At 67.4% G+C, this 19,431-nt stretch carries 21 protein-coding genes; 11 read left to right on the top strand and 10 right to left on the bottom strand.

Translation table 11 applies throughout. From position 1 onward, the window contains the following. The first annotated feature begins 79 nt into the window (after positions 1 to 79). Both ACFQI8_RS03605 and ACFQI8_RS03600 read left to right on the top strand, forming a co-directional pair. A complete protein-coding gene (locus ACFQI8_RS03605) occupies positions 80 to 1,624 on the top strand; it encodes an acyl-CoA carboxylase subunit beta (RefSeq protein WP_390242844.1) in 1,545 nt (514 codons plus the stop codon). After that, a complete protein-coding gene (locus ACFQI8_RS03600) occupies positions 1,621 to 1,890 on the top strand; it encodes an acc operon protein (RefSeq protein ID WP_390242843.1) in 270 nt (89 codons plus the stop codon). Before ACFQI8_RS03605 ends, ACFQI8_RS03600 begins: the two co-directional genes overlap by 4 nt. A gap of 106 nt (positions 1,891 to 1,996) precedes the next feature. On the opposite strand, the gene ACFQI8_RS03595 is transcribed toward ACFQI8_RS03600, so the two are convergent. The 7 genes from ACFQI8_RS03595 to ACFQI8_RS03565 all read right to left on the bottom strand — a co-directional run bounded on the left by ACFQI8_RS03595 (position 1,997) and on the right by ACFQI8_RS03565 (position 6,786). Continuing rightward, on the bottom strand, positions 1,997 to 2,653 hold the full coding sequence (locus ACFQI8_RS03595) for a glycerophosphodiester phosphodiesterase (RefSeq protein ID WP_390242842.1): 657 nt from the start codon (positions 2,651 to 2,653) through the stop codon (positions 1,997 to 1,999). 218 nt (positions 2,654 to 2,871) lie between these two features. Then, positions 2,872 to 3,060 (bottom strand): 30S ribosomal protein S17e, encoded by a 189-nt coding sequence (locus ACFQI8_RS03590; RefSeq protein ID WP_004042417.1) that lies wholly within the window; start codon positions 3,058 to 3,060, stop codon positions 2,872 to 2,874. Positions 3,061 to 3,084: 24 nt separating this feature from the next. Then, positions 3,085 to 3,771: a DUF447 domain-containing protein gene (locus ACFQI8_RS03585; RefSeq protein ID WP_390242841.1), complete on the bottom strand. Its 687-nt coding sequence runs from the start codon at positions 3,769 to 3,771 to the stop codon at positions 3,085 to 3,087. Beyond that, the gene (locus tag ACFQI8_RS03580) at positions 3,768 to 4,628 is read right to left on the bottom strand and encodes a triphosphoribosyl-dephospho-CoA synthase (RefSeq protein WP_390242840.1); all 861 of its coding nucleotides are present in this window, start codon (positions 4,626 to 4,628) and stop codon (positions 3,768 to 3,770) included. Before ACFQI8_RS03580 ends, ACFQI8_RS03585 begins: the two co-directional genes overlap by 4 nt. Continuing rightward, positions 4,628 to 5,419, bottom strand: coding sequence for a tRNA-dihydrouridine synthase (locus tag ACFQI8_RS03575; RefSeq protein WP_390242839.1), 792 nt, complete (start codon positions 5,417 to 5,419; stop codon positions 4,628 to 4,630). The genes ACFQI8_RS03580 and ACFQI8_RS03575 overlap by 1 nt, the downstream gene beginning before the upstream one ends. Next, positions 5,419 to 6,411 carry a 2-phospho-L-lactate transferase gene (gene cofD / locus ACFQI8_RS03570; protein ID WP_390242838.1) on the bottom strand — a complete coding sequence of 331 codons (993 nt, stop codon included), beginning with the start codon at positions 6,409 to 6,411 and terminating at the stop codon, positions 5,419 to 5,421. Before cofD ends, ACFQI8_RS03575 begins: the two co-directional genes overlap by 1 nt. A gap of 114 nt (positions 6,412 to 6,525) precedes the next feature. After that, positions 6,526 to 6,786 (bottom strand): hypothetical protein, encoded by a 261-nt coding sequence (locus ACFQI8_RS03565; RefSeq protein WP_390242837.1) that lies wholly within the window; start codon positions 6,784 to 6,786, stop codon positions 6,526 to 6,528. 125 nt (positions 6,787 to 6,911) lie between these two features. Here ACFQI8_RS03565 and ACFQI8_RS03560 point away from each other — a divergent pair, with 125 nt between their 5' ends. The 4 genes from ACFQI8_RS03560 to ACFQI8_RS03545 all read left to right on the top strand — a co-directional run bounded on the left by ACFQI8_RS03560 (position 6,912) and on the right by ACFQI8_RS03545 (position 11,123). Further along, positions 6,912 to 8,084, top strand: coding sequence for an HD domain-containing protein (locus ACFQI8_RS03560; protein ID WP_390242836.1), 1,173 nt, complete (start codon positions 6,912 to 6,914; stop codon positions 8,082 to 8,084). A gap of 66 nt (positions 8,085 to 8,150) precedes the next feature. After that, positions 8,151 to 9,374, top strand: coding sequence for an HD domain-containing protein (locus ACFQI8_RS03555; RefSeq protein ID WP_390242835.1), 1,224 nt, complete (start codon positions 8,151 to 8,153; stop codon positions 9,372 to 9,374). Positions 9,375 to 9,426: 52 nt separating this feature from the next. Beyond that, a complete protein-coding gene (locus ACFQI8_RS03550; protein ID WP_390242834.1) occupies positions 9,427 to 10,440 on the top strand; it encodes an amidohydrolase family protein in 1,014 nt (337 codons plus the stop codon). A gap of 134 nt (positions 10,441 to 10,574) precedes the next feature. Continuing rightward, on the top strand, positions 10,575 to 11,123 hold the full coding sequence (locus ACFQI8_RS03545) for a universal stress protein (protein WP_390242833.1): 549 nt from the start codon (positions 10,575 to 10,577) through the stop codon (positions 11,121 to 11,123). A gap of 41 nt (positions 11,124 to 11,164) precedes the next feature. Here the strand turns inward: ACFQI8_RS03545 and ACFQI8_RS03540 are convergent, their stop codons facing one another. Together ACFQI8_RS03540 and pccA are read right to left on the bottom strand one after the other, a co-directional pair. Beyond that, complete coding sequence (locus tag ACFQI8_RS03540) at positions 11,165 to 12,295, bottom strand: biotin--[acetyl-CoA-carboxylase] ligase (protein ID WP_390242832.1); 1,131 nt, start codon at positions 12,293 to 12,295, stop codon at positions 11,165 to 11,167. 69 nt (positions 12,296 to 12,364) lie between these two features. Further along, entirely contained in the window at positions 12,365 to 14,212 is a 1,848-nt protein-coding gene (pccA, locus tag ACFQI8_RS03535; protein WP_390242831.1) for a propionyl-CoA carboxylase biotin carboxylase/biotin-carboxyl carrier subunit, read from the bottom strand. A gap of 197 nt (positions 14,213 to 14,409) precedes the next feature. On the opposite strand from pccA, the gene asd reads away from it, so the two are divergent. The 5 genes from asd to ACFQI8_RS03510 all read left to right on the top strand — a co-directional run bounded on the left by asd (position 14,410) and on the right by ACFQI8_RS03510 (position 17,937). Continuing rightward, positions 14,410 to 15,444: an aspartate-semialdehyde dehydrogenase gene (gene asd / locus ACFQI8_RS03530; protein WP_390242830.1), complete on the top strand. Its 1,035-nt coding sequence runs from the start codon at positions 14,410 to 14,412 to the stop codon at positions 15,442 to 15,444. Between the two features lie 110 nt (positions 15,445 to 15,554). Next, positions 15,555 to 16,076 carry an HPP family protein gene (locus tag ACFQI8_RS03525; RefSeq protein WP_390242829.1) on the top strand — a complete coding sequence of 174 codons (522 nt, stop codon included), beginning with the start codon at positions 15,555 to 15,557 and terminating at the stop codon, positions 16,074 to 16,076. A gap of 324 nt (positions 16,077 to 16,400) precedes the next feature. Continuing rightward, positions 16,401 to 16,670 carry a DUF7571 family protein gene (locus tag ACFQI8_RS03520; RefSeq protein WP_004042445.1) on the top strand — a complete coding sequence of 90 codons (270 nt, stop codon included), beginning with the start codon at positions 16,401 to 16,403 and terminating at the stop codon, positions 16,668 to 16,670. Positions 16,671 to 16,782: 112 nt separating this feature from the next. Next, complete coding sequence (locus tag ACFQI8_RS03515) at positions 16,783 to 16,962, top strand: DUF8144 family membrane protein (protein WP_390242828.1); 180 nt, start codon at positions 16,783 to 16,785, stop codon at positions 16,960 to 16,962. A gap of 213 nt (positions 16,963 to 17,175) precedes the next feature. Then, positions 17,176 to 17,937, top strand: coding sequence for a hypothetical protein (locus ACFQI8_RS03510; RefSeq protein WP_390242827.1), 762 nt, complete (start codon positions 17,176 to 17,178; stop codon positions 17,935 to 17,937). A 265-nt stretch (positions 17,938 to 18,202) separates the two neighbouring features. On the opposite strand, the gene ACFQI8_RS03505 is transcribed toward ACFQI8_RS03510, so the two are convergent. Then, positions 18,203 to 19,279, bottom strand: coding sequence for a tyrosine-type recombinase/integrase (locus ACFQI8_RS03505; protein ID WP_390242977.1), 1,077 nt, complete (start codon positions 19,277 to 19,279; stop codon positions 18,203 to 18,205). Positions 19,280 to 19,431: the final 152 nt, after the last annotated feature.

Raw genomic sequence — 19,431 nt, 5'->3', positions numbered from 1 at the left:
GGGTTGCCGGATTGCGGAACTCCTTTGACCGAGGACTGCGGACCGATGTTTCAATGAGCGAAGGTGGTCTGGCATGACGATGGAAGACCGGATCGACGAACTCCGCGAGAAGCGCGAGGAAGCCCTGAAAGGCGGCGGTGAGGACCGAATCGCCGCCCAGCACGACAAGGGTAAGATGACCGCCCGCGAGCGCATCGACTACTTCCTCGACGACGGCACCTTCCGGGAGTTCGACCAGTTCCGAACCCACCGCAACCACAAGTTCGGCATGGAGGAGACGAAGCTCCCCGGCGACGGCGTCATCACCGGCTACGGCGAGGTCGACGGCCGAACCGTCTTCGTCTTCGCCCACGACTTCACCGTCTTCGGCGGCTCGCTCGGCGAGGTGTTCGCCGAGAAAGTGTGTAAGGTGATGGACAAGGCGATAGAGGTCGGCGCGCCCGTCGTCGGCCTCAACGACTCCGCCGGCGCGCGGATTCAGGAGGGCGTCCAGTCGCTCGGCGGCTTCGGCGAAATCTTCCGCCGCAACACCGAGGCGTCGGGCGTCATCCCGCAGATTTCCGCCATCATGGGCCCCTGCGCGGGCGGCGCGGTGTACTCCCCCGCGCTGACGGACTTCACGTTCATGGTCCGCGACACGAGCCACATGTTCATCACCGGCCCGGACGTCATCAAGACGGTCACGGGCGAGGAGGTCACCTTCGACGAGCTCGGCGGCGCGACGACCCACACCTCGACCAGCGGGGTCGCTCACTTCGCCACCGACACCGAAGAGCAGGCGCTCGACGACATCCGCCACCTGCTTTCGTACCTCCCGCAGAACAACGTCGAGGACCCGCCGCGCGTCGAGCCGTGGGACGACCCCGAGCGCGTCGACGACGACCTCGCCGAGGTCGTTCCCGACCAGCCCCGCAAGCCCTACGACATCCACGACGTCCTCGACGGCGTCCTCGACGAGGGCTCCTTCTTCGGCGTCCAGGAGGACTTCGCGAAGAACATCGTCGTCGGCTTCGGCCGCCTCGACGGCCGCTCGGTCGGCATCGTCGCCAACCAGCCCCGCGTGAACGCCGGCACCCTCAACATCGAGGCCTCCGAGAAGGGCGCGCGCTTCATCCGCTTTTGCGACTCCTTCAACATCCCCATCCTCTCGTTCGTTGACGTGCCCGGCTTCCTGCCCGGCACCGACCAGGAGCACAACGGCATCATCCGCCACGGCGCGAAGCTCCTCTATGCCTACTCCGAGGCGACGGTCCCCCTCATGACCGTCATCACGCGCAAGGCCTACGGCGGCGCGTACGACGTGATGGCCTCGAAGCACCTCGGCGCGGACGTGAACTACGCGTGGCCGACCGCCGAAATCGCCGTGATGGGCCCCCAAGGCGCGGTCAACATCCTCTACCGCGACGAACTCGACGCCGCGGACGACCCCGACGCCCGCCGCGACGAACTCATCGAGGAGTACCGCGAGGAGTTCGCCAACCCCTACACCGCCGCGGACCGCGGCTTCATCGACGACGTCATCGAACCCGGCGAGACCCGCGAACGCCTCATTTCCGACCTCCGGATGCTGAACTCCAAGCGCAAGTCGCACCCCGACAAGAAACACGGCAACATCCCGCTATGAGCGGCGAACTGCTGTCTGGGCTGTCGATTCCGGACGACGCCGACGACGAGGAGGCCGCGGCCATCGCCGCCGCCGTCGGCGCGCACCTCCACGACCAGACGGTCGCCGCGGCCGCCGCGGCCGCAGAAGACGACGAGGAGACGTGGAACGAGAACCGCTGGCGGTACGCCGGCCGCCTCGAATCGGTCACCGGCTGTGGCCGCCGCGTCCCCGCCGGCGCGCCGACCGACGCGTGGGCCGCCTCGGGACGCGTCGACCGGTTCTGAGTCGGTTCGACCGCGGATTCACGGCAGAACGCGACGCCTTTTTCCGACGTTCGGTCTCGAGAGCTGGTGGTCGGCCGTCGAAAATCGGTGACCGATAGCCGGCGGCTCACACCGCGAGTGCCGGGTCGTCGACGACGACGCCGTCGACGCCGTACTCCCGGAGTCGCCGGACGACCTCGCGGTCGGGGACCGTCCACGCGTTGACCTCGAAGCCGCGGTCGTGCGCCTCGTCGACCCGCGCCGACGAGAGCAGGTCGTAGTGGGGGTGGAGGGCCGCGCAGTCGAGGTCGGCGGCAATCGACAGCGACTCCGCCCAGTCGGCCGCAAAGAGGAACGCGACCGGGAGCGCGGTCGCCTCGCGCACCTCACGGAGCGCCTCGGCGTCGAACGACGAGACGAGTATCTCGTGTTCCGCCTCGCCGACGACGGCCGCGAGGTCGTCTGCGAGGCCGGCCTCCTTCAGTTCGACGTTGACCGCGACGCGGTCCGGCAGGGCGTCGAACACTGCGGCGAGCGTCGGAACCGACTCCTCGGAGTCGCCGACCGTGAGTGCCTGCAACTCCGCGAGACTCGTCTCGGCGACGCGGCCGGACGCGCCGGTCACGCGGTCGAGCGTCTCGTCGTGGAAGACGACGAGTTCGCCGGAGCCACAGCGTCGGACGTCGAGTTCGACCCAGTCGAGTCGCGTCGCGGCCGCCTCGAAGGCCGCGAGCGTGTTCTCGGGTGCGAGGGCGGGACAGCCGCGGTGACCGATGACGCGCATATCGGTGCATCTCGGGAGGGCGAACTAAACGCTTCCTCCGGTCGGCTCACGAGCGGCGGCGAGCGGTGGGGACGACTCGGGAGCGGTTCGTTCGGGTATCGTTTACTGGGTGAACTGACGCCGGCGGGCGTCACAGCGCTCGGCGCGCGAGAACCGGCGCGGCCGCTCCGCGCGACCCGGAGAAGATGTGTTCGCAGAGAGAATCGACTGACTCGAACTTACGCGCCCTGGCCGCCCTTCTTGCGCGTGATGTAGCCGGCGATGCGGTTGCGGACGCCCTTCGACTCGACCGTGGTCAGTTCCTCGACGCTGTCCTTGTTCGTCTCGAAGTCCGTGTTGAACGCCTGCGGGTATCGCTCCAGCAGGATGTTACCAAGCTGCTTGACGTACTTGGGCTTGATTGCCATGTCGGGAGATTCCCCGGACGAACACTAAAACGATTCGTTCCGTCTCGCGGCCGCCCGCTCGCGCCAGCCCGTCAACTCGTCGATTCGCGCGAACGCCTCGCGCTCTCTGTTCCCGCCGCATTTCTCGACCGTCTCGGCGAAGTAGTCGAGTCGGTCCAGCAGGTCGCCGGTATCGAACGCCGGCACGTCGAGGCGCGAGGCCGCCACCGTCGCGTCGATGACCGCGCCGAAACCGCGGTTGATGGTGAGCGGTCGAGTTCGCTCGACCGCGGCATCGACGGGCCGGAGTTCCCACGTTTCCCACTCGGTCCCGCCGTCCGCGCCGGAATCGACTCGCGTCGCCTCGACTTCGGCCCACGCGTCGGCAGAATCGAGGACCGGTGACTCCCGCTCGTGAATCGTCATCGCGGCCTCGACGAACGCCCGCGGGTCGGAGACGAACTGGACGATACCGCCGCCCTGCCGGTGGAAGTTCCGACGAGTTCGGGTGTTGCCCCACGTCGTCGCGGTCGCTGGGGGCGAGGGCGTGCTGGCGGGTGCATCGCCATCTTCGTCGCCCGCGTCGCCGACCGCCGGCGCGTGGACGCCGAGCGCCGCGAAGTTCCACCGGTCGTTCGGCCCGAGCGTGGCGACGACCGTCTCGGTGACGCCGCGGAGTTCGACGGGCCAGTCGGCCGCGGGTTCGCGCTCGGATTCGCGCTCGTCGCTCACAGCGGGACCCCCCGCTCCAGCGCGACGAACGTCGCCGCGCAGGCGATGTCGGCGGTCGTCCCCGGGTTGATTCCCTCGGCGACGAACGCCTCGGCCAGTTCCTCGGCCTCGTCGAGGTCCGAAACGTCGGCCGCGCGGGCCATCACGTCGCGGGCGACGGCCTCGCCGTGGTTCGTGGCGACGAGCGTGTCCGGTTCCTCCGCGAGCAGGTCGAGAAACGCGCGAGCGACGCGGTCGGTGACGGGGCCGTCGTCGGCGAGGATGGCCTCGGCCGCGCGGAAGGTCCGGGCGAAGCCGCCGGTCCACTCGCGGGCGTTGGCGTCGCGCTCGGCGCTCAGGTCCATCACGTCGGAGAGCGTGACCCCGCGGTCTCGGAGCGCGTCGGCCGCGTCGCCGCCGCGCCGAACGTCGAGGTCCGGGGCGTCGTCGGGGGCGTCGCCGACCGCCACCTCGACGTGTTCGAACGCGCGGTAGAACCCCACCGCGTCGGCGACGGTGGTCGATTCGACCACGGCGGTCGCACCCGCGGGAGTGAGGTCGCGGTCCTCGGCGGCCGCGGCCCGGACGAGCGGGACGAGAAGCAGGAGACAGCCGAACTGGGTGTTGCCGCCGCCCTGTCGGCTCATGCCGGCGACAGCCTCCTCGAACGCCTCGCCGACCGGTGCGCCCGATTCGGCCAGTTCGAGGCCGGCCGCGGAGCCGACCGCGCCCGTGAGGAACTGCTCGAAGTGCAGGTCCGAGAGGTCGCGTCGGCGGTCGACGTTCCCCGGTTTGGGCGTGCCGGCGACTTCGAGCAGGAGCGCGAGTTCGGCGTGGCGCGCGGGGCCGAACCCGCGGTCGGTGACGGGCGCGACCATCAGACGGACACCCCGCTTTCGTCGCCCGACTCGGCGGCGTTCTCGCGCCCGGCGAACCAGTCGTCCACGGCGGTTCTGACCCCGCGGAGGACCGTCGGGTCGTCGCTCGGACGCCCGACGCTCACCGCGTCGGCCCCGTAGTCGAGGTACTCGGTCGCCGTCTCGCGGTCGCGGACGCCGTTGTTGGCGACGAGAAAGAGGTCGGGCGCGGCGGCGGCCACGTCGGCGATCACGGCCTCGGAGTCCATCGCGTCGACGTGGAGCCAGTCGGCCCCCGCGTCGGCGAGCGCGGCCGCGAGCCCCGGGAGGTCAACACCGTCGATTTCGGCGCGGACTTTCGCGCCGACCGGCGCGTCCGATTCGGCGGCCGCGGCGACGTACGCGGCCAGTCGGTCGGCGTCGCGCAGGAGCGTCTCGCCACAGCCGACGGCGCACAGTTCGTCCTGTCGGCAGTGGGCGTTTATCTCCACGCCAGCGCCGCGGTCGGCACAGACGGTGGCGACCTCCCGAATCGGGTCGAGCGAGGTCGCTCTGACGTTGACGGCGACGAAGCGGTCCGCGCCGTCGAATCCGGCGAGGGAATCGAGTTGGTCGGCGACAAAGGCGACCGGGTCGTCGGCGAGGAACTCCGAGCGCCCCCGGGCGACGAGGTCGCGGGCCGCCGCCTGCGAGGGCTCGTCGAGGGCGACGCCGCCGAGGAACGCCGCGCCGACGTGGGGAGCCGCGGTGTCGGCCCACGCGGCGTCCGACTCGCCGCTGAGGCTCGAAACGGCGACCCGCGGGGCGAACATCACGACACCTCGCTGAGCGCCTCGGAAACGGCGCGGGCGACGCGACCGGCGTCTTCGGGACCGTCGATTCGGGTGTCGGTTCGCACGACCGGCCGGTCGAGGTCGGTGCCGTCGGCCGCGTCGAGGACGAACGCGTCGGCGAAGGGGTAGGCCTCGGCGACGCCCGCGGTCGAGGGGTCGTAGCCGACGCCCGCCATGAGGTCGGCGGCCGGCCCGGAGAACACGGTGTCCTCCACGAACGGCGAGACGGCGACGACCGGGGTGTCGGCGAGGGCGGCCGCGAAGCCGTCGATGGCGAGCATCGGCCCGATGCTCGTGACTGGGTTCGAAGGACCGACGACGACGGGTTCTTCGAGGGCGTCGGCGACCTCGTCGGTGACGGTGGCCTCGTCGGCACCGCGGAACTCCACGTCGCTGACGGCGGGGCCGGCGCGGCGGTGAACCCAGAACTCTTGGAAGTGCATCGTCCCCTCGTCGGTGTGAATCAGCGTCGCCACGGGGTCGTCGCTCATCGGGAGGAGCGACACGTCGAGGTCGAAGGCGTCGGCGAGGCTCTGTGTGACCTCGGTGAGCGTGTTCCCCTCGTCGAGAAGCGAGGTGCGGGTGATGTGGACCGCGCGGTCGCGGTCGCCGATTTCCATGAACTCCGCGACGCCCGAAAAGCGCCGCCAGCGAGCGATGTCGCGGCCGGCGGTCTGGGCGGATTCGGGGAGGTAGCGCGGGCCGGATTCGAGGCCGGCCGCGTCGGCGAGGCGGTGGAGTTCGTCGTCGGTCGCGGTGGTGTCGCCGGCGACGCCCCACCAGCGGTCGGTGTCGAGGACGCCGCCGCCGGCGAAGAGGACGGTGTCCACGTCGGGACAGACGAGGTGGCCGCCGAGTTCCACGTCGTCGCCGGTGTTGGCGACGACGGTCGTCTCGGCGGGGTCGAACACCCCGGCGGCCCCGTCGAGGAGTTTGGGGGTGCCCGTACCCCCGGCGAGGAAGGTGACCATGGTGCGCCGTAGGGGGAGTGTCCGTTTGAAAGTTCCTTCACCGGAGACGCCGGCCGGTCGCGGGCCGCGCGGACCGCGCGGTCGAGACGGCCGTGTAGACCGACGAAGCTCCCGTCAGGGACCGCCGCGATAGGCCACCGACACGTCGAACTCCGACGGCATCACCTGTCCGGCGACCGCCTTCCTGACGAAGTACCCCGAGAAGCCGGTTATCAGCGCCGCGCCGAGGCCGGACATGACGAACATCACGCGCCCGGCGGTCACGCCGTTCAGGGCGCTCATCGCGGCCCAGTAGCCCGCGAAAATCACGGACAGGCACGCGAGGCCGAGGAGGGCGTAGCCGAGTGCGTTTCCGAGCGCCGACCGGAGACTCATGGGCGCGTATCGTCGCCCCCGCGTGAAACGGTTTGTGGGCGGTCGAACGGGAGTCGGCCCGCCTATCGCGCCCCCGCGACGACCCGAATGCTCGGCTATTTGACGCCTCTCGTGTAACACCCGCCATGACCGCCGTCAAGGACAGCGTCCACGACTACATCTCCCTCGACCCCGTGGCCGCCGAACTGGTCGACACGCCCGCGTTCCAGCGGCTTCGACACATCAAACAGCTCTCGACGGTCCGGCTCGTCTACCCCTCCGCGAGCCACACGCGATTCGAACACAGCCTCGGCGTCTACCACCTCGCCTCTCGCGCCCTCTCGCATCTCGGCGTCGACGGCGACCGCGCCGCCCACGTCCGCGCCGCCGCGCTCCTCCACGACATCGGCCACGGCCCCTACGGCCACCAGACCGAAGAGCTCATCCGCCGGCGCACCGGCCGCGACCACGACGAGATTCACCACCTGCTCGACGGGACCGAAGTCGGCGCGGTCCTGACCGACCACGGCCTCGACCCGGACCGCGTCGCCGACATGGTCGACGGCGCTGGCGGCCTCGGACAGTTAGTCTCGGGTGAGTTGGACGTTGACCGGATGGATTACCTCGTTCGCGACGCCCACCACACCGGCGTCCCTTACGGCACCATCGACCACGGCCGCCTCGTCCGCGAACTCCGGTACCGGGACGGCGAACTCGTACTGGCCGAGGGGAACGTCCAGACCGCCGAATCCCTGCTTCTCGCGCGGGCGCTGATGAACGCGACCGTCTACCGCCACCACGTCTCCCGCATCGCGGGCGCGATGCTCGAACGCGCCTCCGAGCGCCTCGTCGACGACGGCGTGCCAATCGAGGCGTTCGTCCGGATGGCAGACCACGACCTGCTCGTCGCCCTCGGCGAGCGCGTGCCCGACCTCGGCCGCCGCATCGAGCGCCGCGACCTCTACAAGCGGGCCGTCTGGGCACCCATCGACGCCGTGCCGACCGACGTGGTCGAACTCGATTACGAGGCGACGCGGGCGGCCGAGCGGGACATCGCCGACGCCGCCGACGTGTCGCCCGAATCGGTCATCGTGGACGCGCCGTCGCGGCCGCGAATCAAGGAGTCCCGGTCGCGCGTCGTCGTCAACGGCGTCGTCCGGCGGCTCGAAGACGCCTCGGAACTCGTGGGCGCGCTCCGGTCGGCAGAGCGGACGCAGTGGCGACTCGGGGTCTACGCGCCCGAAGCCGTCCGCGACGAGGTGGCCGCGGCCGCCGTGGACGCCCTCGGGCTTCCCGTGCGCGTGACGACGCCGGTCTGAAGCGTGGGGAGAGCCGGAGACTCCCCGTCCGACCCTTTTTGACCGGTGGCGGTCGACTCACCCACCATGACGACCATCAAGGACAGCGTCCACGACCACATCGAGGTAGAGGGCGCGGCCGAAGCCCTCCTCGATACGCCGGAGATGCAGCGACTCCGGCACATCAAGCAGTTGGGAACCGTCCAACTGGTCTACCCCTCGGCGAACCACACGCGGTTCGAACACAGCCTCGGCGTCTACCACCTCGCCTCCCGCGCCCTCTCGCACCTCGGCATCGAGGGCGACGCCGCCGCCCACGTCGAGGCCGCGGCGCTCCTCCACGACGTCGGCCACGGCCCCTACAGCCACAACATCGAGGACGTGACCCACCGCCACACCGGCAAGTACCACGACGACGTGGAGGAACTCGTCGCCCGCGGGACCGTCGGCGAGACGCTGGAGAACGAGGGGTTAGATCCCGAGCGCGTGGCCGCCTTGGTCGAGGGTGACGGCGAGTTCGGACAGCTCGTCTCCGGGGAGTTGGACGTGGACCGCATGGACTACCTCGTGCGCGACGCCCACCACACCGGCGTCCCCTACGGCACCATCGACCACGAGCGACTGATTCGAGAGCTGACGTTCGTCGACGGCGAGTTGGTCCTCGCGGAGGGGAACGTCCAGACCGCCGAATCCCTGCTTCTCGCCCGCGCGCTCATGAACCCGACCGTCTACCAGCACCACGTCGCGCGCATCTCGAAGGCGATGCTCCGGCGGGCGTCGGAGCGACTGCTCGACGAGCCCGACATCGACGCCGAGGAGCTTCGCCGGATGGACGACCCGGACCTGCTCGTCGCGCTCCGTCTCACCGACTCGACGAGGGGGTTCGCCGAGCGACTGGCCACCCGCGACCTCTACAAGCGGGCCGTCTGGGCGGAGTTGCCGAACGTCCCCGACTCGATTATCGACGCCGAACACGACGCGCTCGCGGCGTTCGAGCGGGACATCGCCGACGCCGCCGACGTGTCGCCCGAGTCCGTCATCCTCGACGTGCCCGCGCGCCCGTCGATGACCGAGTCGTCGTCGCGGGTGATGGTCAACGGCGAGATGCGGCAGTTGGAGCGGGAATCGCCGCTCGTGCAGGCGCTCCGGACCGCGCAGGAACAGCAGTGGCGACTCGGCGTCTACGCCCCCCGCGAGGAGACAGAGCGGGTCGGCCGCGCGGCCGCGGACGTGCTCGGCCTCGACGCCGACGGCGCGCTCGTCGCCGAGGTCAGAAGCGGCCTCAACGCGACGCTCGACGAGTTCGAGTAGCCGCCGTCCCGAGACGGGAGGTTCAAGCCCCGCCGAGACGCATTCGAGAGCGATGCAACTCGAGGGTACGATACTCCGCGGCCGCGACTTCGACCCGGTCGAGGGGCGGGTCGTCGTCGAGGACGGCACGATAACCGAAATCGAGGAGACGGCGACCGATTCGACGGACATCGTCCTACCCGCGTTCGTCAACGCCCACACCCACCTCGGCGATTCCATCGCCAAGGAGGCCGGCGAGGGGCTGTCGCTCGACGACCTCGTCGCGCCGCCGGACGGGCTGAAACACCGACTGCTCCGCGCGGCCAGCACCGAGGAGAAAGCCGCCGCGATGCACCGGTCGCTCCGGATGATGGAGGCCGGCGGGACGGCGGCCTGTGTTGAGTTCCGCGAGGGCGGCGTCGAGGGCGTCGACGTCATCCGACGGGCGCTCGACGGCCGCGATATCGAGGCGGTCGTCCTCGGCCGCGAGACGGCCGACGCGATGGAAATCGCCGACGGGTTCGGCGCGTCGGGCGCGCGGGACGGCGAGTTCGGCGCGCTCCGGAACGCGACCGCGGCCGCCGGAAAGCTGTTCGGCATCCACGCGGGCGAGCGCGACGCCCACGACATCAACGCCGCGTTGGACCTCGAACCGGACTTCCTCGTCCACATGGTCCACCCCGAGGCGCTCCACCTCGAACGCGTCGAGGACAGCGAGATACCCATCGTCGTCTGCCCGCGGTCGAACCTCGTCACCGACGCGGGCGTCGCGCCGATTCGCGAACTGGTCGACCGTACTACCGTCGCGCTCGGCACGGACAACGTGATGCTCAACAGCCCCTCGATGTTCCGCGAGATGGAGTTCACCTCCAAGCTGGCGGACGTGTCGGCCACAGAAGTCCTCCGCATGGCGACCGTCAACGGGGCCGACATCGCCGGGCTGAACTACGGCCTCGTCGAGGAGGGCCGCGACGCCAAGCTTCTGGTCCTCGACGGCGACACGGACAACCTCGCTGGCGTCGAGGACGTGGTCCGCGCCGTCGTCCGCCGGGCCGGGCAGGCGGACGTGAAAGACGTGTACCTCTGAGTTCGGACGACTCCACGCTTCCGGAATCCGCTCCTGCCGGGCCGCAGAACGCTCACGAACGCCGACCTATTCTCGCAGTACTCCTCCCGTAGCAAAGGGTTATTACCGACCCCGAGAATATGTTACCAAGTGTCATGGTGTTGTACGACCGAATCATCGTTCCCATCGACGGCTCAGCCGGCTCCGAGCGCGTCGCGGTCCACGCGGCGGCGTTAGCGGCCGTCCACGATGCGGAACTCCACGGGGTGTACGTGGTGAACGCGGGGAGCTTCGCGGGGCTCCCGATGGAATCGTCGTGGGAGGGGCTCGACGACATGTTGCGCGCCGACGCCGAGTCGGCGCTCGACAAGGTCGAGCGCGCGGCCGAGGCGCAGGGTGTCCCCGCCGAAACGCACGTCCTCGAAGGGACGCCGAGCCGGGAAATCGTCGAGTTCGCCGAGCGCGGCGAGTGCGACCTCATCGTCATGGGGACCCACGGCCGCGGCGGCATCGACCGCCTCCTGCTCGGGTCGGTCGCAGAAAAGGTCGTCCGCGCGTCGACAGTCCCCGTCCTGACAGTCCGCATCGAGGGCGGCGACGGCGACGAGGCCGCCGGCGAGGTGCCGGACGACGCCGCGCCGGAGTCGCCCGCGGAGGCGGACGCGGCCGCCGACTCGACGGCGACCGCAGACGGCGGCGAGTAGCGGAACAGCAGAAACAGCGGTGCGCGGGTTCGGTCGCGGATTCAGCGCCCGTTGTCGGCCGGGCGCAGGTGCTCGCAGTCGCCGGCGTGGACTCGCGTTTCTCCCTCGTCGGTTCGGACGACGAGCGTGCCGGGGTGTTCGACGTCGATTGCGTCGCCTTCGATGACGCCGCTCGCGGTGTGGACGCGGACCCGCCTGCCGAGCGTGTCCGCCCGCTCGCGCCACGCGGGGAGGACCGCGTCGAGGTCGTCGCGCAGGTCGTCGAAGCGTTCGAGCACCCGCTGGACGAACACGCGGCGCTCGACGGGACCGGCCTCGGCGGCGACGCTCGTCGCGCCCGCGGGGAGGTCCGCGGGGTCGAGGTTGACGTTGGTTCCGGGGCCGATGACGAGCCACGAGACGCGGTCGGCCTCGCCTTCCATCTCGGTGAGGATGCCGCAGAGCTTCCGGTAGCCGCGGCCGTCGGCCGTGGCGGCGTCGTTCGAACCGCCACTCGCTTCGCTCGTGGCAACACCTTCTGCATTCGCAGACGAACCGCCACTCGCTTCCCTCGTGGCAACACCTTCTGCATTCGCAGACGAACCGCCACTCGCTTCCCTCGTGGCAACTCCGTCGGACGCTTGCGCGCCCGACGAGTTATCGTTCGCTTCGCTCACGATAACGTCGTTCGGCCACTTGATTTTCGCGTCCACTCCGGCCTCGCGCACCGCGTCGCAGACGGCAACAGCCATCGCCAGCGTGTACAGCGGGGCGTACGCCGGCGGTTCGTCCGGGCGGACGAGCAGGCTCATCCAGACGCCGCCGTCGGGCGCGGACCACTCGCGGTTCTTTCTCCCCCGGCTGGCGGTCTGATCGCGGGCGACGACGACCACGTCGCTCGCCCCCTCGGCGGCGAGTTCGCGGGCGCGGTGGTTCGATGAGTCGAGCGTCTCGTGGAACTCCACGTCGTAGTCGACGCCGAGACCGTACTCGATTGCCGGGCCGCCGTACTCCGGCACGTCGGTGACGACGTAGCCGTCGTCGGCGCTCTCGATGCCGAACCCCTCGTCGCGGAGTGACTCGACGTGTTTCCAGACGGCCGCGCGGGAGACGTCCAGTCGGTCGGCGAGGTCGGGCCCGGAGACGGGACCCGCGGCGAGTGCGTCGAGGAGGGCGCGTCGCGTGTCGCTCATGGAGGTCGCTACCGGCGCACGGGAAAAGAGGTTCGCGGTTCGAGCGTCGGGTTCGACGTCGCGAGCCGACTATTCGAGGACGAGCAACACGTCGCCCATGTCGACGCTGTCGCCCTCGGAGACGAGGACCTGCGAGACGGTGCCGCCGCGCTCGGCGACCACGTCGTTTTCCATCTTCATGGCTTCGAGGATGCAGACGGTGTCGCCGGGTTCGACCTCGTCGCCCTCCTCGACTTCGACCGAGAGGATGGTTCCCTGCATCTCGGCGGTGACGGACTCGCCGTCGCCCTCGATAATCTGCTGGGCGTCGTCGTCGCCGCCGTCGTCGCGGCGCTTGCGCGGGCCGGACGAGTTGGAACCGCCCGCCGAGGCGTCGCCGACCGGGATGGCGGGCGCGCCGCGCTCTTCGAGGCTGACCTCGAAGCGCTTGCCGTTGACCTCGACGGTGAAGGTCCGCTCCGTGACCTCGTCGTCGTCGTCATCGTCGGCGACGGCCTCGGGCGACCAGCGCTCGACGGCGGCCTGAATGCGGTCGGGGTCGAGCACCTCGTCGAGGTACTTCGTCGTGTGGCTCCCCTCGCGGAACGCCTCGTCGGTGAGCATGAGGCGGTGGAACGGGATGACCGTGCGGAGCCCCTCGATGTCGAACTCGGCGAGCGCGCGCTCGGCGCGGGCGAGGACCTCCTCGCGGTCCGAGGCGGTGACGATGAGCTTGGCAATCATCGAGTCGTAGTCGCCGCCGATTTCGTCGCCCTGACGGACGGCGTCGTCCATGCGGACGCCGATGCCGCCCGGCGGGTCGTACGTCGCGAGCGTGCCCGTCGCGGGCGCGAACTCCTTTTCGGGGGCTTCCGCGTTGATGCGGAACTCCATCGAGTGACCCTCGATCTCCACGTCGTCCTGCGAGAAGTCGAGTTCCTCGCCGGCGGCGACGCGCAGTTGCCACTTCACCACGTCGAGACCCGTCACTTCCTCGGTGACGGTGTGTTCGACCTGGATGCGCGTGTTGACCTCCATGAAGTAGAACTCGGCGTCGACGGCTTCGCCGTCTGCTCGTTGCGTCTCCGACGCAACGCTGTCTTCGACGAGGAACTCCACGGTGCCGGCGTTGGTGTAGCCGGCGGCGCGGACGCCGCGGCGGGCGGCCTCGCCGATGCGCTCGCGGAGGTCGTCGGACAGCGCCGGCGACGGGGCCTCCTCGATGACCTTCTGGTGGCGGCGCTGGAGCGAGCAGTCGCGCTCGCCGAGGTGGCGGACGTTGCCGTGCTCGTCGGCGAGAATCTGCACCTCGATGTGGCGCGGCGATTCGAGGTACTTCTCCACGTAGACGGAGGCGTTGTCGAAGTACGCCTCGCCCTCGCGCTTGGCCGTCTCGAACTGCTCGTCGACCTCGTCCTCGGAGTGGACGACCTTCAGGCCGCGGCCGCCGCCGCCGCCCTCGGCCTTGATGGCGACCGGGTAGCCGAACTCGTCGGCGACGGCCTTCACGTCGTCGGCAGAGTCGGCGGGCTCGGTCGTGCCGGGGACGACCGGCACGTCGGCGTCCTGCATGAGCGTGCGGGCCTTCGTCTTCTCGCCGAGGCGCTCCATGGCGTCGGCCGACGGGCCGACCCACTTGAACTCGGACGCCTCGACCTTTCGGGCGAACGCGGCGTTCTCCGCGAGGAAGCCGTAGCCGGGATGGATGGCGTCGGCGTCGGCTTTCCGCGCGGCCTCGATGACCGACTCGTGGTCGAGGTAGGAATCGGCCGCGCGGGCGGGGCCGATGTTGTACGCCTCGTCGGCGTACCGCACGTGCCCGCCGTGTTTGTCCGCCTCGCTGTAGACGGCGACGGTTCGGACTCCGAGCTCCTCGCAGGCGCGCATGACGCGCACCGCGATCTCGCCTCGGTTGGCGACGAGAACCTTGCTGAACATTTGCGGTAGTCTTTCAGGGAACCGCACGTTATTCTATCGATTTTCCCAACGCACGTCGGTGGCTGGTTCGACAGACGACGATTTGCGTGTTCGACCGTGATAGAACGCCCGAGCTTACACTTCTCTGGCACTATCAGCCGCGAATACTGGTTCAAATCCAAACGGCCTTATGCGCGTGCCACACTACGACACGGGTAATGGCAGTACGAGTCGGCATCCTCGGTGCAACCGGCGCAGTCGGACAGCGATTCATCCAACTCCTCGACGACCACCCGACGTTCGAACTCGCGGCGCTGACCGCGAGCGAGTCGAGCGCGGGCAAGCGATACGACGAGGCCGCGAAGTGGCGCGTCAACACGCCCATCCCGGACGACGTGGCCGCGATGGAAGTCGGGAGCACCGACCCCGCGGACGTGCCCGACGACATCGATCTCCTGTTTTCGTCGCTCCCGTCGTCGGTCGCCGCCGAGGTCGAACCCGCGTTCCTCGAGGCGGGCTACGTCGTCTCCTCGAACTCCTCGAACGACCGGATGGCACCCGACGTGCCGCTCACGATTCCGGAGATAAACCCCGGGCATCTCGACCTCATCGAGGTCCAGCGCGACGAGCGCGGCTGGGACGGCGCGCTCGTGAAGAACCCGAACTGCTCGACCATCACGATGGTCCCGACGCTCGCCGCGCTCGACCGGTTCGGACTCGAACGCGTCGACGTCACGACCCTGCAGGCGGTCTCCGGCGCGGGCTACGACGGCGTCACCTCGATGGAGATTATCGACAACGCCATCCCGCACATCGGCGGCGAAGACGAGAAGATGGAGACGGAGTCCCGCAAGCTTCTGGGCTCGTTCGACGGCGCGGAGGTCGCGCTCCACGACGCCGAGGTCAACGCCTCGTGTAACCGCATCCCGACGCTCGACGGCCACCTCGAAAGCGTCTTCGCCGACCTCGCCGACGACGCCTCCCCCGAGGACGTCGCCGCCGCGATGCGCGAGTACCCCGGCGTCGACCTCCCGAGCGCGCCCGAACAGCTCATCCACGTCTTCGAGGACGAGTTCCGCCCACAGCCCCGTCTCGACCGCGACCGCGGCGACGGGATGCAGATTTCGGCCGGCGGCATCCAGTCGACCGAACACGGTGTGAAGTACAACTGCCTCGCGCACAACACGATTCGCGGCGCGGCCGGGGCCTCGGTTCTCAACGGCGAACTGCTCGCCCAAGAGGGCTGGATTTAGGCTCGCTCCGACCGTTAGCGTCGCTTCCGGGCGGCTTTCGGCGTCGCCGACGGACTCTCTCCCACTCGAATCGGACAGCGTTTTCACGCACCGCCGACAGAGCGTGTCCCATGTCTCGGCACGGTCTCGAAACGGGACTCACCGCCGGCCTGCTCGTCGCCGCGCTCGGCGGTATCGCGTGGGCCACCGGCGAGCCGTTCGTCTTTCCGAGCCTCGGCCCCACGGCGTTCGCGCTCGCGTTTCGGCGGCGCGGCGCGCGCCCCCGCTCGACTCGCATCGTCGGCGGGCACGCCATCGGAGCCGTCGTCGGCTTCGCGGCCTACGCGCTCGTCGCCCCCGACCTGACGCTCGGTCCGTCGCTTCCGGCCGCGTCGACGGACACGCTCCGACTCGTCACGAGCGGGGGGGTCTCAGTCGCCGCGACGAGTTGGGGGATGGTCGAACTCGACGCGGTCCACCCGCCGGCGTGCGCGACGACGCTCATCGTCTCTCTCGGCCTGCTCTCGACGCCGCTGTCGGTCGCGACTATCGTCGCGGGCGTGGTCGTTCTCGTCGGCGCTCATCGGGCGGCGGACGCGATGCTCTCAGAGCGATACGGGGACGCCCGCACCGACGCGAGCCCGCGGCGGTGAGACCCGGTCTCGGACACCATCCGGTACCGAGTTCGTGGGCATCACTGCTCGAATCGATAGACACGGGAGAATGGGTGGTGTAGTGGGCGACTGATTCCGTTTGCCACCACGATGTGCCTCTGACAGTGGCAAATACTAACTCGTCACCGAGTTACTTATGAATTCTGTGAATCGCGTTCGCATCGGGCGTGCTAGCCTCTATCGCGTGTATTCGTGACAGTTCTCGTCTCCGGCGAGGGTCTCCTCCGACTGAAATTCCGCGACAAGAGACTCCTCCGACGACAGGTATATGTGTCATGGTCACATCTGACACGCTGTATCGCTATGAAGCCGTGCCACAGTTGTCAGGCGGTTATCGACGAGTACATCCTGGACAAAAAGCTCGAAGTGCTGCGCGACCTCACGGTTGACGACTTCAACCTGTGTGCGGACTGCACCACAGTCGTCGCCGATGCGTGCGTGGAATGCGGCGGCGGCGTCTATGTCCCGCGGGGCGAAACGACGGTCCCCGACTACTGTCCGGCGTGCCGCGCGGACCTCATCCGGCGTACGGGGAGCGACCCCGGCTGGACCTGCGATGCCGTCTCGACCTGAATAGCGGTTCTCGGCCGGTTTTTTGCGGCTGTTGTGCGAGTGACGAGGGGTGGGACCGCCTCGGTCTCGCAGTCGCCACGAAATTTTCGTCCGGCGACGAGAGAACTGTTGTATGGATGAAAAGAGCATCGTCGAGTTCGTCGAAGAGTGGCAACGCGGCGCGTTTCTCCTGGTCGGTCACCACTCGTCGGCGGCGTCTCCGCGGTGGTCGTCGGGTCGCGGACCGCCGGGACGATGGGGCCTGGTTGCGTTCTTCGTCGAGTTGGTGTTGGCGTTTCTGGCGTTCTCGTAGCTGTTCTACGGGGAGCGAGTTCCTCGTGGACGCTGGTAGAACAAGTCAGCTAGAACACGCCTCCGCTCGGTTGAACCCAGTGGCACGATTTCAGATCGGGTCGAAAGAATCTACACAGCGACCTGCTTCCGCTGCACAAGGAACCACGAAAGCGGTCTGGTGACTGGTGAGTAGAGTTTTCACACACGTTGCAGATACGTTCATTTAGATATCATGTCCTGGCTCAAGGAATTATTCAAATCAGGCATATCGCTGGCTGGACGGGTATTGTTCTCTGTTGGTCTGGTTAGTCTCATATTCGTTCAACTATCTGGAATTATTCAAAGTCACCCGATATACACCCCGCTTGCCCCGTATGACTGGCCCGCTTTGGGTATCGTTGCGGGTGGTCTCCTCATTCTATTCAGTACACTCATTCGCGAGAGGTCTCGGCGAGTTGAGCAAGATAACGTCCGAATTGTCCCAACAGTAGATTCCGATACAGAACTCTCCACCCTTCTCGAAGAAGCTCAAACCGTAGTCGGTCATCAGGTCAGTTCAATCCAGCACTTGCGAACAGACGCAATTCAGTTGATCAAATTGAACCTGCTGTTAGCCAGTATTCTCATTTCGGCTATTGCTATCGGTATCGACTCTGACTCTTGTGTCACCGCAGTTTCTTTTGTAAACGTGTTCACACAGGTCGGGAGCGGACTACTGACGTTTTCAATTTTCTCAGCAACGTATCTGTATGTGACCGTCGAGTATACTGGCGGTGTTTCTGGCGACACACTTGACCAGATATTCACCTCCCAAGAGCACTCACAGGTGTTTGTGGAAAATTGGCTTCTGAGTGGATACGAAAAGTGGATACGAGGGAATTCGGTTGTCCAGCGGGACGGTGCAGTTCTGATTGGTCTCTCCACTCTGTTGACTATCTCTGCGTTAGTTATGTTCGGAAAGGGGTTCCTCGTAGCAGTAGAGTGTTCTATTTAGCTACTTTTAGCACCTCGAGTGTCTCACACATGGTTCTGCACGACACCGGTCACTCGGAGGCACGGCACCGCTTGAGTATCCGAGACCAGACCGAGCACGGACAACCGCATTACTGCACCGCGAGGGGAGCGAAGCGAGCCCTCGCGGGACGTTTTTGGTCCAGATTTTTGCGAGGAGACTGTCGCTCTCTGAGCGACAGTCGACGAAGTAAAAAGGTGGAGTGGGACCGCTGAGGTGAAGAATCCGAGTTCTACGCGCGGAAATCTCATTCATCCTCGTCCTCCTCCTCAGAATCCTCTCCGAGGAACGCCCGACGTGACTGCATCCGCTTGAGCAAATCTGGATGGTCGTAGTGCTGCCGGATGACTTCAGGAGTCGCGTTCGCGCGTTCCGACAGCACCTCAGGCGGCCACCCCTCATCACGGTGGTGTGTGATCGCCCCCGTCCGAACCCGATGTGGTGAGCGGGCAGATGGACACCGCTGTTCGAGTCCGTGTTTCCGAGCCTCGCAGGTCTGGACGTCCCGACCATGCGGACACGGTTTGTCGAAACGGCAAGGTTGGGTGATGATATTGAAAACGCGTCGAATCGCACCTCGACTCATCCGGTTTTCTCCCTTCTCGGTTGAGAAGAGAGGTGCTCGATCATGATCGTCGGTCACTGGAACCCGATTCACCCGGATGAACGCGTCCAAGACCTCCGCAACCTCATCCGAAATAGCAACAGGACGCTGTCCCTCGAACTTGTTCTTCAGAGGCGTCTGCTCCCGATGTCGGAAATAGACGAACGGCGTATCAACAGTCTCGACGATCTCCTCAAACTCCTCTTCACCAACTTCGGGGTAGTGTCGAAGGCGGTCCAAATCGTCGTCATCAAGGTAGCAGTCTCCGACGTCAAGCGCTCGCAGAGCACCGACACGGACGGTCGTGTGCCAAGCAAGGGCGAACATCGCGTGCTCACGAGATGCAAATCGAAACTTGGCGAGGTTGTCGAGAATCTCCTCAGCCCGCCCCGATGCGAGTTTCTCCTTGTTCACCCGCTCGTCCTTCAGCAGACTCGGAATTTCGATGGCTTTGACCAGTCCCTCCTCGACGGCGTTCAGGTCCTCGCAGAAGGAGAGGAACAGCTTCAGCGTCCCGAATCGATTCTTCAGTGTTGACTGAGACAAGTCGCGTTCTCGCAGTTCAGTGTCGAATTTGAAAATATCGCGCGTCGTGAGCGCATTGAGATTATCGACGCCGTTCTCATCGCACCATTCAATGAACTGATTGACTCGGTAGTAGTAGCTCTGAACCGTCTGGTCGGCCTTCTCAGACCGCTGTCGAGTGAGCCACATCTCCATCGCGTCATTGGGCGAGAGCGGTTCGAGGTCACTCACGGCGACCACCTCGCGCGATGGACAATATCGTCTCCGACGAGCTCGGACTCGACGTCGAAGTCATCCGGGCCGATACCGAAGTTCGAAGCAACCTTCGCGCGGAACTCGTCTTCGGA

Source organism: Haloferax chudinovii, from assembly GCF_042663345.1.
Classification (GTDB): domain Archaea; phylum Halobacteriota; class Halobacteria; order Halobacteriales; family Haloferacaceae; genus Haloferax; species Haloferax chudinovii.
This window is presented reverse-complemented; position numbering and strand designations above follow the sequence as displayed.

Excerpts from the sequence above, each read along its gene's own strand:
- ACFQI8_RS03555 (WP_390242835.1), top strand. The coding sequence starts at position 8,151 with ATGACGACCATCAAGGACAGCGTCCACGACCACATCGAGGTAGAGGGC.
- ACFQI8_RS03525 (WP_390242829.1), top strand. The coding sequence starts at position 15,555 with ATGTCTCGGCACGGTCTCGAAACGGGACTCACCGCCGGCCTGCTCGTC.
- ACFQI8_RS03545 (WP_390242833.1), top strand. The coding sequence starts at position 10,575 with ATGGTGTTGTACGACCGAATCATCGTTCCCATCGACGGCTCAGCCGGC.
- ACFQI8_RS03600 (WP_390242843.1), top strand. The coding sequence starts at position 1,621 with ATGAGCGGCGAACTGCTGTCTGGGCTGTCGATTCCGGACGACGCCGAC.
- ACFQI8_RS03580 (WP_390242840.1), bottom strand. The coding sequence starts at position 4,628 with ATGGTCGCGCCCGTCACCGACCGCGGGTTCGGCCCCGCGCGCCACGCC.
- ACFQI8_RS03590 (WP_004042417.1), bottom strand. The coding sequence starts at position 3,060 with ATGGCAATCAAGCCCAAGTACGTCAAGCAGCTTGGTAACATCCTGCTG.
- ACFQI8_RS03505 (WP_390242977.1), bottom strand. The coding sequence starts at position 19,279 with ATGGAGATGTGGCTCACTCGACAGCGGTCTGAGAAGGCCGACCAGACG.
- pccA (WP_390242831.1), bottom strand. The coding sequence starts at position 14,212 with ATGTTCAGCAAGGTTCTCGTCGCCAACCGAGGCGAGATCGCGGTGCGC.
- ACFQI8_RS03595 (WP_390242842.1), bottom strand. The coding sequence starts at position 2,653 with ATGCGCGTCATCGGTCACCGCGGCTGTCCCGCCCTCGCACCCGAGAAC.
- asd (WP_390242830.1), top strand. The coding sequence starts at position 14,410 with ATGGCAGTACGAGTCGGCATCCTCGGTGCAACCGGCGCAGTCGGACAG.
- ACFQI8_RS03605 (WP_390242844.1), top strand. The coding sequence starts at position 80 with ATGGAAGACCGGATCGACGAACTCCGCGAGAAGCGCGAGGAAGCCCTG.
- ACFQI8_RS03575 (WP_390242839.1), bottom strand. The coding sequence starts at position 5,419 with ATGTTCGCCCCGCGGGTCGCCGTTTCGAGCCTCAGCGGCGAGTCGGAC.
- ACFQI8_RS03565 (WP_390242837.1), bottom strand. The coding sequence starts at position 6,786 with ATGAGTCTCCGGTCGGCGCTCGGAAACGCACTCGGCTACGCCCTCCTC.
- cofD (WP_390242838.1), bottom strand. The coding sequence starts at position 6,411 with ATGGTCACCTTCCTCGCCGGGGGTACGGGCACCCCCAAACTCCTCGAC.
- ACFQI8_RS03520 (WP_004042445.1), top strand. The coding sequence starts at position 16,401 with ATGAAGCCGTGCCACAGTTGTCAGGCGGTTATCGACGAGTACATCCTG.
- ACFQI8_RS03540 (WP_390242832.1), bottom strand. The coding sequence starts at position 12,295 with ATGAGCGACACGCGACGCGCCCTCCTCGACGCACTCGCCGCGGGTCCC.
- ACFQI8_RS03510 (WP_390242827.1), top strand. The coding sequence starts at position 17,176 with ATGTCCTGGCTCAAGGAATTATTCAAATCAGGCATATCGCTGGCTGGA.
- ACFQI8_RS03560 (WP_390242836.1), top strand. The coding sequence starts at position 6,912 with ATGACCGCCGTCAAGGACAGCGTCCACGACTACATCTCCCTCGACCCC.
- ACFQI8_RS03550 (WP_390242834.1), top strand. The coding sequence starts at position 9,427 with ATGCAACTCGAGGGTACGATACTCCGCGGCCGCGACTTCGACCCGGTC.
- ACFQI8_RS03515 (WP_390242828.1), top strand. The coding sequence starts at position 16,783 with ATGGATGAAAAGAGCATCGTCGAGTTCGTCGAAGAGTGGCAACGCGGC.